General features: G+C 61.1%; 16 protein-coding genes. 6 read left to right on the top strand and 10 right to left on the bottom strand.

From position 1 onward, the window contains the following. Positions 1-134: 134 nt before the first annotated feature. The 4 genes from NE851_RS20555 to NE851_RS20540 all read right to left on the bottom strand — a co-directional run bounded on the left by NE851_RS20555 (position 135) and on the right by NE851_RS20540 (position 4,402). Positions 135-1,208: an ABC transporter ATP-binding protein gene (locus tag NE851_RS20555; protein WP_097623139.1), complete on the bottom strand. Its 1,074-nt coding sequence runs from the start codon at positions 1,206-1,208 to the stop codon at positions 135-137. Positions 1,209-1,234: 26 nt separating this feature from the next. Continuing rightward, positions 1,235-2,083, bottom strand: a complete 849-nt coding sequence (locus NE851_RS20550; protein WP_003539503.1) for a carbohydrate ABC transporter permease — start codon at positions 2,081-2,083, stop codon at positions 1,235-1,237. Then, positions 2,076-3,014 carry a carbohydrate ABC transporter permease gene (locus NE851_RS20545; RefSeq protein WP_047615059.1) on the bottom strand — a complete coding sequence of 313 codons (939 nt, stop codon included), beginning with the start codon at positions 3,012-3,014 and terminating at the stop codon, positions 2,076-2,078. The genes NE851_RS20550 and NE851_RS20545 overlap by 8 nt, the downstream gene beginning before the upstream one ends. Positions 3,015-3,097: 83 nt before the next feature. After that, positions 3,098-4,402, bottom strand: coding sequence for an ABC transporter substrate-binding protein (locus NE851_RS20540; protein ID WP_028758106.1), 1,305 nt, complete (start codon positions 4,400-4,402; stop codon positions 3,098-3,100). Positions 4,403-4,604: 202 nt separating this feature from the next. Between NE851_RS20540 and NE851_RS20535 the strand changes: the two genes are divergently transcribed. The 3 genes from NE851_RS20535 to NE851_RS20525 are packed head-to-tail and all read left to right on the top strand — an operon-like array spanning position 4,605 to position 7,599. Continuing rightward, a complete protein-coding gene (locus tag NE851_RS20535; protein ID WP_028758105.1) occupies positions 4,605-5,804 on the top strand; it encodes an ROK family transcriptional regulator in 1,200 nt (399 codons plus the stop codon). A 34-nt stretch (positions 5,805-5,838) separates the two neighbouring features. Beyond that, positions 5,839-6,939: a Gfo/Idh/MocA family protein gene (locus tag NE851_RS20530; RefSeq protein ID WP_097623138.1), complete on the top strand. Its 1,101-nt coding sequence runs from the start codon at positions 5,839-5,841 to the stop codon at positions 6,937-6,939. An 18-nt stretch (positions 6,940-6,957) separates the two neighbouring features. Then, positions 6,958-7,599 (top strand): ThuA domain-containing protein, encoded by a 642-nt coding sequence (locus NE851_RS20525; protein WP_028758103.1) that lies wholly within the window; start codon positions 6,958-6,960, stop codon positions 7,597-7,599. A gap of 229 nt (positions 7,600-7,828) precedes the next feature. Here NE851_RS20525 and NE851_RS20520 read toward each other — a convergent pair whose 3' ends face one another. Both NE851_RS20520 and NE851_RS20515 read right to left on the bottom strand, forming a co-directional pair. Continuing rightward, positions 7,829-8,305 carry a DUF2938 domain-containing protein gene (locus tag NE851_RS20520; protein ID WP_063475544.1) on the bottom strand — a complete coding sequence of 159 codons (477 nt, stop codon included), beginning with the start codon at positions 8,303-8,305 and terminating at the stop codon, positions 7,829-7,831. Between the two features lie 110 nt (positions 8,306-8,415). Then, the gene (locus tag NE851_RS20515) at positions 8,416-8,940 is read right to left on the bottom strand and encodes a MarR family winged helix-turn-helix transcriptional regulator (RefSeq protein ID WP_097544424.1); all 525 of its coding nucleotides are present in this window, start codon (positions 8,938-8,940) and stop codon (positions 8,416-8,418) included. A 44-nt stretch (positions 8,941-8,984) separates the two neighbouring features. Between NE851_RS20515 and NE851_RS20510 the strand changes: the two genes are divergently transcribed. Further along, positions 8,985-10,478 carry an FAD-dependent oxidoreductase gene (locus NE851_RS20510; protein WP_097623137.1) on the top strand — a complete coding sequence of 498 codons (1,494 nt, stop codon included), beginning with the start codon at positions 8,985-8,987 and terminating at the stop codon, positions 10,476-10,478. A gap of 173 nt (positions 10,479-10,651) precedes the next feature. Here NE851_RS20510 and NE851_RS20505 read toward each other — a convergent pair whose 3' ends face one another. The 3 genes from NE851_RS20505 to NE851_RS20495 all read right to left on the bottom strand — a co-directional run bounded on the left by NE851_RS20505 (position 10,652) and on the right by NE851_RS20495 (position 11,482). Further along, complete coding sequence (locus tag NE851_RS20505) at positions 10,652-10,933, bottom strand: hypothetical protein (RefSeq protein WP_028758099.1); 282 nt, start codon at positions 10,931-10,933, stop codon at positions 10,652-10,654. Further along, positions 10,933-11,103, bottom strand: a complete 171-nt coding sequence (locus tag NE851_RS20500) for a hypothetical protein (RefSeq protein ID WP_164735986.1) — start codon at positions 11,101-11,103, stop codon at positions 10,933-10,935. Before NE851_RS20500 ends, NE851_RS20505 begins: the two co-directional genes overlap by 1 nt. A 121-nt stretch (positions 11,104-11,224) precedes the next feature. Next, the gene (locus NE851_RS20495; protein ID WP_028758098.1) at positions 11,225-11,482 is read right to left on the bottom strand and encodes a DUF982 domain-containing protein; all 258 of its coding nucleotides are present in this window, start codon (positions 11,480-11,482) and stop codon (positions 11,225-11,227) included. Between the two features lie 462 nt (positions 11,483-11,944). On the opposite strand from NE851_RS20495, the gene NE851_RS20490 reads away from it, so the two are divergent. Further along, positions 11,945-12,772, top strand: a complete 828-nt coding sequence (locus NE851_RS20490) for a nickel-binding protein (RefSeq protein ID WP_028758097.1) — start codon at positions 11,945-11,947, stop codon at positions 12,770-12,772. Positions 12,773-12,944: 172 nt separating this feature from the next. Here the strand turns inward: NE851_RS20490 and NE851_RS20485 are convergent, their stop codons facing one another. Continuing rightward, a complete protein-coding gene (locus NE851_RS20485; protein ID WP_047615776.1) occupies positions 12,945-13,238 on the bottom strand; it encodes a DUF982 domain-containing protein in 294 nt (97 codons plus the stop codon). 317 nt (positions 13,239-13,555) lie between these two features. On the opposite strand from NE851_RS20485, the gene NE851_RS20480 reads away from it, so the two are divergent. Further along, positions 13,556-13,738, top strand: coding sequence for a hypothetical protein (locus NE851_RS20480; protein ID WP_080759892.1), 183 nt, complete (start codon positions 13,556-13,558; stop codon positions 13,736-13,738). Positions 13,739-14,202 lie beyond the last annotated feature (464 nt).

Below are 14,202 nucleotides of genomic sequence, written 5' to 3'. Positions count from 1 at the left end.
GGCGGCCGGGACGTCCCGGCCGTCCGCACTCCGGTGGATCGCCATCCGCCGGAGTGCGCACCGATCATCCAACAATCAGCGCAAATTGAACGTGCAAGGGGCTGCTATCGGCGATCTCCTGGGCCGAGGATTCGCTACAGCGCCACACCCGTGCCGCGATCGAAGACATGCACCTGATCGCTTGTAATACTCGCCTCGAAGACGGCGCCGTAACGGGCGGGATATTCGCCGTCGACGATGGCGGTCACCTGCTGGCCGGCGAGGTCGAAGACGACATGGGTCTGGGCGCCGGTGGGTTCCACCAGCATCGTGCGGCCGGCGAGCGGCGTGCCGGCTGATATGCCGGGAACGAGATGCTCGGGGCGCAGGCCGATGGTGATGGCCTGGCCGGGTCTGACCTTGCGGTCGGGGGCGATGCGGATTGCCGTGCCGTCCTCGAGACGGGCGGCGGGTTCACCGTTTTCGCCGTCGACCGTGCCGTCCAGCATGTTCATCGCCGGCGATCCGATGAAGGCGGCGACGAAGAGATTGGCGGGCTTCCTGTAAAGTTCGAGCGGCGTGCCCTGTTGCTCCACCCTGCCCTGATTGAGCACGACGATGCGGTCGGCCAGCGTCATCGCTTCGATCTGGTCGTGGGTGACGTAGATAGAGGTCGTCCTGACCTTCTGGTGCAGCGTCTTGATTTCCGAGCGCATCTGCACGCGCAGCTTGGCATCGAGGTTGGAGAGCGGCTCGTCGAACAGGAAGACGGCGGGATTACGCACGACGGCGCGGCCCATGGCGACACGCTGGCGCTGGCCGCCGGAAAGCTGGGCCGGCTTGCGGTCGAGGAGCTCGGCGAGATCCAGCATGCGGGCGGCCTCGGCCACCCGGGCCTCGATCTGGGGTTTGGCAACGCCGGCGAGCTTCAGATTGAAGCCCATGTTTTCAGCCACGGTCATGTGCGGATAGAGCGCATAGGACTGGAAGACCATGGCGATGTTGCGTTCGCGCGGCGTCATGGCGTTGACGACCTTGCCGCCGATCGCGATCTCGCCATCGGTGATCTCCTCGAGGCCGGCGATCATCCGCAGCAGTGTCGATTTCCCGCAACCGGACGGCCCGACGAGGGCGACGAATTCCCCATCCTCGATATGAAGCGAAATGCCGTGGATGACGTCGACGGCGCCATAGGTCTTGCTGATATCGGTGAGTTCAACGGATGCCATGATTGCAGCTCCAATGGTGGTTCGGCTCAGGACTTGACGGCGCCGGCTGTCAGACCGGCGATGATGTGTCTCTGGGCGACGAAAAAGACGATGATGGTGGGAAGGATGGTCAGCGTGATGAAGGCCAGCACCAGCTGCCATTCCGTGCCGTATTCGCCGCGATAGACCATGATGCCGAGCGGCCAGGGATATTTCGATTCCGAGTTCAGCATGATCAGCGGCAGGATGTAGCTGTTCCAGCTGCCGACGAAGGAAATGATGCTGACGGTGGCGACGATCGGCCGGGAAAGCGGCAGCGAGATATGCCAGAAGAAGCGGAGATAGCCGCAACCGTCGACGAAGGCCGCCTGAAACAATTCTTCCGGAAGGTTGCGGAAATAGTTTCGAAACAGCAGGATGCTCATGCCAAGGCCGAAGGCCACCTGCGGCAGCACCACGCCCCAATAGGTATCGAGCAGGCCGAGATCGCGGATGCGGATGAAGAGCGGCAGGATCGCGGTCGCCGCGGGAAACATCAGGCCGAGCAGGAAATAATTGAGCAGGAACGACGATCCGAAAAACCGGACATGGGCAAAGGCGAAAGCCGCCATCGACGAGACGATCAGCGTCAGGAGGACGGTGAGCGACGCGATCACCAGCGAATTGCCGATCTGCAGCCAGTAGCGCTCACCGAAAAGAATATCGGTATAGTTCGCCCATTGCCACTCCGTCGGCAGGCCGAAGGGATTGGTGCGCAGGTCACCCAGCGTCTTGAAGCCGCCGAGTGCGGTCGTCAGCAGCGGCACCAGCACGATTGCGGCAATCAGGCTCAGCGACACGTAGAGATAGACGCGCGTGGACGTGCTCATGCGGATGGAAGAGCTCATATCAGTCATGGCGCATGAAAATCCTTTTGTAACCGAAGGCGAGCGTCACGCAGATGACGAAGAGCACGACACCGACGGCGCTGCCGAGGCCGACCTGCATGCGCATGACGCCATAGGTGTAGAGGAAGGTGACCATCGTCTGGGTGGAGTTGGACGGCCCGCCGCCGGTCAGCGGCATGATCATGTCGAAGAGCTGCAGCGAGCCGACGACGGCAAAGAAGATCGAAAGACGCAAGGTCGAGCCGAGCAGCGGCAGCGTGACGTAACGGAACTTCTGCCAGCCGGTGGCGCCGTCGATTTCGGCGGCCTCCAGCACGCTTTTGTCGACCGATTGCAGGCCGGCGATGAACAGCATCATGTGGAAGCCGAAATATTTCCAGACGATGACCCCAAGCACGGCATAGATCGCCACATCCTTGTCGGCGAGCACATAGGGGTTGGCGAAGCCGAAGAAGTTGGAAACGGCGGCAAACAGGCCGTAATCGCCATCATAGACGAAGCGCCAGATAAGACCCGCGGCAACGTCTGCCAGCACGTAGGGCAGGAAGAAGATCAGGCGGTAGCCGACGACGCCCGGAATGCGATGCGCCAGCATGGTCGCCAGCCAAATGGCGAGCGGCACCTGGATGCAGATCGAGATGACGATGATCAGGCCGTTATTGACCAGCGCCTGGGTGAAAGCCGCATTTCGAAACAGAACCTGGAAATTGCGGAGCGCGATGAACTCCGTCGGCGTGCCGTAACCATTCCACTTGTAGAGGCTGTACCAGGCCGCCTCGCCCATCGGCATGATGACGAAGAGGGTGAAAAGCAGCAGCGCCGGCGGCAGGAAGATCAAAAGCACCGTCAGCCGGTCATGGGCGACCGAGCTCCTGCTGTTTGCGGCTTTTCTTGCCGGCCTTGCGGCCGTCGTTATCGATGGGACTGAGATATTGGCCATGGTTCCTGCTTTCGCATCTCGTCGGCAGCAATGCTGGCGCTCCGAATTTTAGCGGAGCGCCAGGAAGGGTCTGCAGGCGCTGGTTATTGCTCCAGTTCGAAAGCGTCCTGGATCATCTGGGCGCCGTCCTTGGAATTCATCTGACCGGAGACGATTTCCACCGACACGTCGTTGACGACACGGCCAACGGCCGCGCCGAGATCCTGGTCGAAATAGTTCTGATGCCAGGTCGAGCCGGCAAGCTGTTTGGCCGATTCGGCAAGCAGCGGGTTGGTGACGCCGTCACCGGCGCCGACGGCAACGGGCAGCAACATGCCGGCCTTGGCCATCGCCCGCTCGTTGTCCGCACTCGTCAGGAAAGCGAGGAAATCGATCGCTTCCTTGGAGGCCTTCTTGGTGACGGCCCAGCCGTTCAGACCGCCGAGCGTATCCGTCGGCTTACCGGCGCCGCCATCGACCGCCGGGAAGGCGAAACGGCCGATATTGTCGGGTGCGAGGCCCTTGCCGTCGCCGGCATTCTTGCGCTGATTGGCCTCGGTATTTTCAAAGCCGAGGATGATCGCAGCCTTGCCGTCACCGAAAACGCCGAGCGCCTGCGGCCAGGTCGAACCGAGATAGCCGGGCTGGAAAGGTTCGAGCTTTCCGAGTTCGGCAAGATCGTCACCAGCCTTGATGATCGCCGGATCGAGGAAACCTTCTCCCTGTCCCGTCTTGGCCGCTTCGAAGACCTTCTGGCCGCCTTCGCGCATGACGAGATAGCTCCAGTAGAAGTGGATCGGCCACTTCTCACCGCCGCCGCCGGCGATCGGCACGATGCCCGCCGCCTTGATCTTCTTCACCGTGTCCAGAAAATCAGCCCAGTTCTTGATGTCCTCGGCCTTCACCCCGGCCTTGGCGAACAGTTCCTTGTTGTAGAAAAAGCTGACCAGACCGACCTTGTAGGGAATGGCCCAGGTCTTGCCGTCGAATGTCAGGCCGCTGACCGAAGCCGGGCTATAAGCGCTGCGCAGCTTGCCGCCATCGGCATCGAGTGCCGCTGTCACATCCTGGAGCGCGCCGGTCTCGGATTGCTGCTTCAAGACGCCGCCGCCCCAGCTGAAGAAGAAATCCGGCACGTCGTCGGACTGCAGCAAGGTCGGCAGCTTGGCCTTAAAGGCCTCGTTTTCGAGAAACTGCATCTGGATGTCGACGTCGGGATGCTGGGCTTCGTATTTCTTGACGATGTCTTCCCAGGCCGCGACGTATTTGGGGTCGAGCTCGAGATGCAGCCACTTGACCACCGTCGTCGCCGAGGCCGCACCTGCCCCGGCCAGCAACATGCCGGCGGCCGCGGCCATGGATGCGATGCGTCTGCCGCCGAGACCGGCGCTCTTCAACATAAAATTCATGATTTTTCCTCCCAGGGGCTTGTCCTCACAATTTTTCCCCTATGCGGATTAATTCAACGGAGCTTTGACGCAATGTCAACCCAATGCCTGTATTTTTATCAAATGCGCTTGACAGAGCCGCCGAATTGCCCGCTATTTATTTCGTAACCCGTTACAAATATTTGGGTCCCGACCCAACGAAACGATCGCCTGGCTAGACCCAATGAAGACCGCAGATCCAGAATTAATGCGCGCGATCAATCGCTTGAACGTGCTCGATACCGTCCGGCGCCATGGTCCGATCTCGCGTATCGAGATCAGCGAGCGCACCGAACTCTCCACCACGACCGTTTCCGCCATCACTGCCTCGCTGCTCGACGACGGGCTGATCCTGCCGCGTCATGAAGGCGATATCCGCAACGAGGCGGTGCGTGGGCGCCCGCGGGTGATGCTGGAACTCAATCCCGATGCAGCCCGCGTGGTGGGCGCCAAGATCGCCGCCAACCGGATGGTCTTCGTCGTCACCAATTTCCGCGGCGACGTGCTGTCGAAGCTCGCTCTGCCGATCCGCATCGACCGGCAGCCGATCGGCGTCATCGCCGATCTGGTCGAGGATGGAGTGAGGCGCTGCGTCGTCGATGCCGGGCTGTCGCTGGAGGATGTTGACAGCGTCTGCCTCGGCTTTCCCGGCGTCATCGAGCACCGCACCGGCTACATCAGAAGCAGCCCGATCTTTCGCGACACCAATGTCGATTTCGCCGCCGAGATGTCGGCGCGGCTTTCGACGCCGACCATTGTCGAAAGTGACGCCCATGCCATCACGCTTGGCCATCACTGGTTCGGCAAGGCACGCGATCTCGAGGATATGGTGCTGATTTCGCTGGAACAGACGCTGGGGCTCGGCGTGTTGCACGGCAACAGCCTGTTTCGCGGCGCCGGCGGTCTCAGCCACAATCTCGGCGACCTCGTGCTCGGCATGGGGCCGAATGGCGTCGTGCGGCTTTTCAGCCAGGCCGGCGAAAGTGCCATCCTCGGCGAACAGCAGGCCGACGGGCGTTTTGCCGAAGCGATCCGCCTCGGTCGCGGCATGAACCATGCCCAGGCCCTGATCAAGGCCGATGACGACCGGCTGATCAGCGCCGCCATCCGCGCCGGCGAGGCGGTCGGATTGACGATTGCCAATATCGTCACGCTGTTTGCGCCGCCGCGGGTCATTCTTGTGGGCTCGAGCCTGGCGCTCGGCGAACCCTTCCTCAACAGCCTGCGCGATGCCTATGCGCTCGCCATTCCACCGTCGCTGCGAGGGGTGAGCGAACTCGTCTTCGACGATTCGAGCGATGATTTCTGGGCGCAAGGTGCGGCTGCGGTGGCGCTCTACGAACTCTACGAATCGCCCTGGAACACGACAGGGCCGGCGCTCTGACGGGCAGCACAATCAAGATTGAATGGAGGAATTCATGGACAAAGTCGGTATCGGCATCATCGGATGCGGCAATATTTCGGGTGCCTATCTCACGGCGATGGCATCCTTCCCTATCCTGGATATCCGCGGCGTCGCCGATCTCAACCGGGAGCTGGCGGAAGCAAAAGCTGCGGAATTCAACATTCCCGTCAAATCGGTCGAGGAGCTTTTCGCCGACCCCAAGGTCGAGATCATCGTCAACCTGACGATCCCGAAGGCCCATGTTGCGGTGGCGTTGCAGGCGCTCGAGGCCGGCAAGCACACCTATTCGGAAAAGCCGCTCGGGATTAATTTCGCGGAAGGGAAAAAATTGGCGGAGGCCGCCAAGGCCAGGAATCTGCGCATCGGCGCTGCTCCCGACACCTTCCTCGGCGGCGGCCACCAGACGGCCCGCGCCTTGATCGACCAGGGCGTCATCGGCCAGCCGGTCGGCGGCTCGGCCACCTTCATGTGCCCGGGCCATGAGCGCTGGCATCCGAACCCGGCCTTCTTTTACGAAGTCGGCGGCGGGCCGATGCTCGACATGGGCCCCTATTACATCACCGATCTCGTCAATCTTCTCGGACCTGTTGCGCAGGTTGCAGGCTTTGCGACGACGCCGCGATCGGAACGGCTGATATCAAGCGAACCGCGCAATGGCGAGCGCATTCCCGTGCATGTGCCGACCCATGTTGCCGGCATGATGGCTTTTGCCAACGGCGCCGTCGTCCAGATCGCCATGAGCTTCGATGTCGCCGGCCACAAGCATGTGCCGCTCGAAATCTACGGAACGGAGGGCACGCTTCTTGTGCCCGATCCGAACAAGTTCGCCGGCCCGGTGGAATATCTGAAGAAGGGTGGTTCGTTCGAGGACCAGCCGGTCACAGCACCTTATGCCGACGGCAATTATCGCTCGCTCGGCGTCGCCGACATGGCGCATGCGATCCGCTCCAACCGGCCGCATCGGGCCAATGGCGATCTGGCGCTGCACGTGCTCGAAGTCATGGAAGCGTTCCATACCGCAGCCGTGACCGGCCAGACAGTGGCGATCACCACGGCAACGGAGCGCCCTGCCCCCTTGTCCGATTCCATCGTCGACGGACGACTGGCGAAATAAGTTTCAGGAGGAAAGACTATGCGTGAAGCACTGATCGTCTGGGGCGGCTGGAGCGGGCATGAGCCGCAGGAATGCGCCGAAATCATCAAGACCATGCTCGAGGAAGACGGTTTCAAGGTCTATCTCGAACACGGCACCGAGGCGCTTGCCGATCCTTCCGTCCATGATCTCAGCCTCGTCGTGCCGATCATGACGATGTCGAAGATCGAGAAGGAGGAGGTGAAGAACCTCGCCGCGGCAATCGAAAGCGGCGTCGGCATTGCCGGCTATCACGGCGGTGCAGGCGATGCCTTCCGCGATTCCGTCGACTATCAGTTCATCATCGGCGGCCAGTGGGTGGCTCACCCCGGCAACATCATCGACTATACCGTCAACATCACCCGACCCGACGACCCTCTCGTCGAAGGGATCGCCGATTTCCCTTATACGTCAGAGCAATATTATATGCATGTCGACCCCTCGAACGAGGTTCTGGCGACGACGAAATTCACCGGCGAGCACGCCTACTGGATCGACGGCGTCGTCATGCCGGTCGTCTGGAAACGGAAATACGGCAAGGGTCGCGTCTTCTATTCCTCGCTCGGCCATCAGGCCAAGGAGTTCGACGTGCCCCAGATGAAGACCATCTTCCGCCGCGGCGCCAACTGGGCGGCGCGGTAAGGCGAGGCTGTCTGGGGAGACCTTTGGCAAGGGCTCTGCGTCGCCCCATGATCGCCGCCTGCCCTTTATCCGCCTGCCGGCACCTTCTCCCCGCTCGCGGGGCGAAGGGACATGCCGAAACCTATCCGTCCCACCTCGCTCTCGCAGGGCACGTCCCCTCTCCCCGTCTTTAGGGGGAGAGGGTTAGGGTGAGGGGCAGCCCTTAGGCCGGACCAAACCGACCCCGCGCTCACCCAATAATCAGCGCAGTCCCATAGAGCCCCAATGCAAACACCGTATGAGCCAGCAGGTTGAAGCAGCGGACCTTGTTCGGGGTCGGGTGTTTGGAGGCGGCCCAGCCGATGCCGAGGCCCGGTTGCAGCAAGAACCACCCTGCCCCGACGGTGACGATGCCGAAGATCCAGGCGGGAAGAAATGTCGGGGCCGCCAACCAGGCCGAGCCCATGATGATGGCAAAGATCATCCCATAGAGAATGCCGACGGCGTAATGGCTGATCCAGCCGAGCGCCAGTTCATTGGCATAGGGCTCGGCATCGGCGATGCTGTCGTGAAAGACTTTGCCGCGGCGAAGGTGCCAGAACCATCGGCCGACCGGTGCCCAGTTGGGCGCCGCCTGGCCGAACTGGGTGAGCAGGATCGCCCAGAGGTCCATGAGGATGGTTGCGCCGGCGCCGATCAACAGGCCGCGCCACAGAATATCGAACATTGGGAATCACCGGAAAGCGTTGCGATTGCAGGAGGCTACAAAACCATTGCAGACGCATCGGCGCAATGGCTCCGGTGAATTCACCGCCAGATCAAGCAAGGATTCCGAGGTTAACCCGGTTGCGGTCCGCCCTCGCCCTGCGTTTCCCCCGCGCTGCTGCCGATATCGCCGCTGATATCCTTTGCAAACTTCCGCATGAGCCGCACGAGTTCATTGAAGTCCTGCTCGTCCCAGGTCTCGAAGATGGCGCGGCCGATCCTCTCGCGGGCGACATCGATGCGATCGGTCATTGCCTTGCCCTTGGGGCTGATGACCGCCTCGCGCACGCGCCGGTCGGCGGCACTGCCGCGGCGCTCCACCAGATCGAGGCTTTCGAGCTTGGCGACCTGGCGGCTAACGGTGGTGTAGTCGCGTCCGGCGCGGTCGGCGAGCTCGACCACCCCGATGGGACCGAGCCGCTCTATCGTGACCAGCAGCGGAAACAGGGCGCGATCGAGCGAAATGCCCGCCTCGCGGACCATCTGCTCGTCGCGCTGCGGGCGGTTCATGACGCTGACGATCTCGATCAATGCTCCATGCAACTCGCGCAGCTTCTCGCTTATATGTGTATTTTGCACATTCTTTATTGACGCCATGCCGATTCTCCTATTATGTGCATAATACACATATGGAGAAAACAATGACAGAGAATTCGACAGTCGACGTGCTGATATCGGGCGCCGGTGCGGCCGGCCTGACGCTGGCGATCGAGCTCGCGCGGCGCGGCGTATCCTTCCGCCTGATCGAGAAATTGAACGACCCGTTCCGCGGTTCCCGCGGCAAGGGCATCCAGCCTCGAACCCAGGAAGTCTTCGAGGATCTCGGCATTCTCGACCGGATCGTCGCACTCGGCGGCGCCTATCCCCGGCAGCGGGAATATCGAGATGACGGCAGCTTCAGCGAATCCGACGCCGTGGTGGGTGAGGAGCCGACGCCTGCCGAGCCCTATCATCTTCCGCTGATGGTGCCGCAGTTCCTCACCGAAGGCGTGATGCGCGGGCGCCTGCTCGAGCTTGGCCGCCGGCCCGAATTCGCCAGCGAACTCATCGGCTTCGAACAGGATGAGGCCGGCGTGACTGCGCGGCTCAGCGGTCAATCCGGCGAAGAGACCGTCCGCGTGCGCTGGCTGGTCGGCGCCGACGGCGGCCGCAGCTTCGTGCGCCATGCGCTCGATATCGGCTTTCCCGGCAAGACGCTCGGCGTGCGCGCCATCGTCGCCGATGTCCTTCTGACCGGACTGGATCGCGACGCATGGCATCGCTTCGGCCAAGGTGACATGCAGCGGCAGATTGCGATTTGCCCGCTCGCCGGAACGGATCTGTTCCAGATCCAGGCACCCGTCCCGCTCGAAGGCGAGGTCGATCTTTCCGCGGCAGGCTTGTCCGCTCTGGTCAAGGAGCGCAGCGGCCGCGACGACATCGAGGTCCAGTCGGTCTCATGGGCTTCGGCCTTCAACATGAATGCAAGGCTTGCCGATCGCTACCGGCTCGGCCGCGTCTTCCTGGTCGGCGATGCCGCCCATACGCATCCGCCGACCGGCGGACAGGGTCTCAATACCAGCGTTCAGGACGCCTATAATCTCGGATGGAAACTGGCGGCGGTCGAAGCGGGCGCCCCCGACGCGCTGCTCGACAGCTACGAGGAAGAGCGCCGCCCCGTCGCAGCGACGATGCTCGGTCTCGCCACCAGTCTTCTCGACGCTCTCAAACGCGGCGAGATGCGGCGCGGCCGCGAGGTCCATCAACTCGACATCGGCTACCCCGAATCCTCCTTCGCGCTGGAAAAGCCGGAGCGACATGGCGGCCTGCTTGCGGGCGACCGTGCGCCGGATGCGCCGATGCGTGGCGCCGCCGGCCAGCCGGTGCGTCTGTTCGAGCTGTTCAAGGGCGCGCACTGGACGCTGCTCGGTTATGAAGTGCAAGTCGCCTTGCCGCCGCGTACAGGCCTGCACATCCACCGGATCGGCCGACGCGGCGACCTCATGGACGACGGCGGGCACTTCCGTGACGCCTATGCCCCCACAGCGGGCGACTGGGTGCTCGTGCGTCCGGACGGCTATGTCGGCGCCATCGTCGCCTCCGCGGATGTGTGGGCGCTGGAGGCCTATCTCGCGAATGTCGGCCTGACGGGATAGGCGCCAATTCAAAGAGTCACGGGGTCATCGCCGGATCCGATAACAGGCGGCGCGGAGCCCCGGCTGCGGGAAAACCGCCGCGATCGCGGACGAGCCGGATGTGTGCGCCTATGCGGGTTTTTCGGAACGGGCGCATGTCACGCGGCCGATTGGCGCTCCGGATCGCCTCCGTTTCAGAGGGCGTCGCGCTCGTATCGCGGCGTCCAACCGCGGGCCATTCCGCGGCTCATCATGCTTTCCGCCAGCGCCAGTTGCTGGCGGAGATGTTTGCAGTCGTCGAGCAGCGAGCGTATCGCCGCCTTGGCATTGTCGTCATGCCAGGCAAGCACGGCTTCGACTTCCCAAGCCTGATCGGGCCAAGCTTGATCCGACGAGGCTTGATCAGGCCCAGCTCGGTCGGACAATGCCTGTTTCGTGCTTGCGCGATTGGGTTCCAAGATCGTTGCCGGCTGCATCAGTTCAGCGCCAGCGGCAATTGAACCGGACGCGGCAAAGGCGGCAGCGGCCGGCTGAGTTCGACCTTCTTCTGCCAGGCGGCACGCCGCAGCTGATCCCGCTCGCGCGCTGCGCGGGACGCTTCGACAAGCGCAAGGGCGTTGGCGATCACCTGTTCCGTATGCGTCATGATCATCTCCAATGTTCCTGTTTTGTTCTAAAATAGAACTTTGGCCGAAGAAGTCAAGCGCTGGGGTGATTTCGGGTTCGGGACGGGCGTATCAAGCTGGCGGCTTGGGCGCGGCAGACATTCAGTCCGCAGCCTCTATAACGGCGATGCCCGCCTCCTGCGCCGCCCGGATGAATGCCGCCCGCACTTCGTCGGGCGGGAGATCGCCGATGATCGCATCCAGGCATGACTTGACGGCCTCGAGATAATCTTCGCCGTCATCGACGGGCCAGTCGTGCAAAAGCGTACGCGCGGCGTCCCACACAGAGTTGATAACGGCATAATGACCGAGCCCCATCGAGGCCAAGCCGACCGGTCGAAAATGTGCCGTCTGTCTCACTTTGCTACAGCTTTTCCCAATTTCGGTGGAGCTTATGAGTGCGATGCAATTTGCGTGCCGTTGCCAGGCTAGGTACAGCCGAAGCGTGTTGCACGGATTTGATGTTGGAACAGACGTGTCTCTCCATCCCTTCAGTCTCCCGGCCCTGCGGTGTCCCGGCCCGCCAGATCTCCCGGCGTCCTTGAAGATGAAACGCCTGAAGCCTGCTGAACGGCCGCCAGAGTCCTGCGATCAGCCACTAATCGATCAATTATGGTAAAAATCGGGTTCACATCCAGGGTTGACTGATTAAAACTCAAACATCTCCTTTCTATACTCCAAATGGTTTACAGCAACGCCATGTTTTTCTGGAAGAAAGAGCATTTATGATCATTCCTTGACTGTGCCATAGATGGACGGAGTTGCCTCCAGGTCGTACAATGCCGTCCATCTCTCACGCGGCGGATCTGGGAGGAGCGCGCGATGCCTATCTTCATGGACCGGCACTATCTTGAGGGAACGTCAGCCGCCGACGTCGCCCGGGCGCATCGCATGGATCTCGACATTCAGGATCGGTACGGCGTCAAGTTCCTCACCTACTGGTTCGATCAGCGGCGCGGAACCGCCTTTTGCCTGGTGGATGCGCCGGACGCGGAAACCGCGCAATGTGTGCATCGCGAGGCGCACGGCTTCGTCGCCAACGAGATCGTCGAGGTCGCCTTGTCAGCCGTCGAGGCTTTCCTCGGCCGCATTCACGATCCTGAGCCGGCGCCCGGCCAATCCTCTGTCGACGTGGATCCCGGCCACCGGGCAATCCTGTTTACCGATATCGTCGGCTCGACCGCGATGACATCACGCCTCGGCGACCGCATGGCGACCGAAATGGTCCGGGCTCATGACGCGATCGTGCGCCGGTGCCTCAGCCAGAATTCAGGCCGGGAAGTGAAGCACACCGGCGACGGCATCATGGCGGCCTTTGCCACGACGGCTGCAGCGGTGGAATGCGCCATGGCGATTCAGCGCGAATTCGATCGTTACAACGGCGGAAACGCCGAGCCGATTCATATCCGCATCGGACTGGATTGCGGCGAACCAGTGGAGGACAGCAATGACCTTTTCGGCTCGACCGTGCAACTTGCCGCGCGTCTCTGCGCAGCAGCCTCCAGCGACCAGATCCTCGTCTCGGAGAATATTTTTCGGGAATACGGCGCCGCCGATCTTTTCGGTCACGCAACGCGCCGACGGCTCAAAGGGTTTTCGAAGCCTGTGCTGGCCTTCCGATGCGACTGGGCCAGTGCGGGCGCGGCCTAAGTCTGCTGAGAACCGACAACCGCCTGCCTCTTACAGGTGCTTGTCGCGGTGCTTTGTGGCCAAGAAATAGGCGATGGTCAGATCCGTAAATACCGAGACCAGAACGCGCCGCAACTGATGTTACGGCGCGCCCTCGCCTGCGGGATAGGCCCGTTGACGAGCCTATATCTTGCTAAGCATTGCCGACAGTTCGCTCGTTCATCAGCCGCTCGAATTTGGGGGCAGCCTCGACGTTTGCCAGCACGCCCGACATTTTCAGAAAACGCCGAAAATTCTCGCGCGTGGCGCTCAGCGGGAAACGGCCGCTGGCCGTATCCCTGCACGCCTTCAACAGCGTGTCATATGCCAAACCTCGTTTGTCCTCCGGCCATTCGTCCAGGAAATCCAGGATTTCATCGAGGCACGTGATTTCATCGATGAAATGCTTGCGATGAAGCAAAACCGGGTCAAACCGAGTTGAAGACATAGTATCCTCCCATTTATAATACTTTTTATGCTATAAATTTACTGAAAAAACGTGTTTAATTCAAGTCAAAATTGGTTACGTCACGCTCAAAACGCCATTGAAACTACTTCCATAATGGCAGAATAGCCCGATTAGATTAAAGAAGAATAGATTTGAACATCAATCGAGCCTCGACGCATCACGAAGTGAGATCGATTGATCAATGTAACGAATGCTTCAGATCAAGTGAGCGTGATCAAGCCGGCCGGAAGTTTTCGTATAGGCTCGTGTTGGCATAATAGGTTGCGACCATGACAATCTCGCAAGGAGAAGTTCAAATGAACCGATTTCTTTCATTTGTGGCCGCCGCAGCGCTGCTCGGTACATCCACGATTACTTCTGCCTGCACGTCGACGGCAAGGCCCGACAACCAGGATTTTCAATATCAACGCGATAGCTCGATAAACCCTGCCTGCGCGGGTGGATTCAGACCCGGCAATGCGCGCTCGTGCAGCTATTGAAGCACAGACGGCCGACATTCGTTCAACGCTTCGCTGCTGAGATTGTCTAACCGCCGAGGCGCAAGCAGCTGCTGAACCCCGCTTTGCAAGAAAACAGCCGTTGAACGACTGCGTCGCGAGAGAAGGCGCGCTGCAGCAATCGGAATGGTTAGGGAACCGCAAGCCCCGCCCCGCATTACGTCATCGGGTCACGGTTGGCTCGATTTAACAGGAGAACGGTTCCCCATGAACAATTTGATCTGGCTTGTCGGCGCTGTCGTTATCGTACTCGCGATTTTGAGTTTCTTCGGCTTTCGCTGATCGTCGCTGATGTAAACATGGCGGCTCGACCGCGCTTTCTCCGCCCGGCGATTCCGCCGAGTGCAACTGCAATGTCTTTTGCATTTAATTAGGAAGCGTCGAGGTCATCGAACGGCCGCCGTTTCTTCAACAATCCACAGAATGCCGAGTAAAGAGTGCATATC

Origin of the sequence: Rhizobium anhuiense bv. trifolii (assembly GCF_024346605.1) — a bacterium.
GTDB lineage: Bacteria > Pseudomonadota > Alphaproteobacteria > Rhizobiales > Rhizobiaceae > Rhizobium > Rhizobium anhuiense.
The sequence above is the reverse complement of the archived record's forward strand: the minus strand, read 5'-3'. Positions and strand labels throughout refer to the sequence as shown.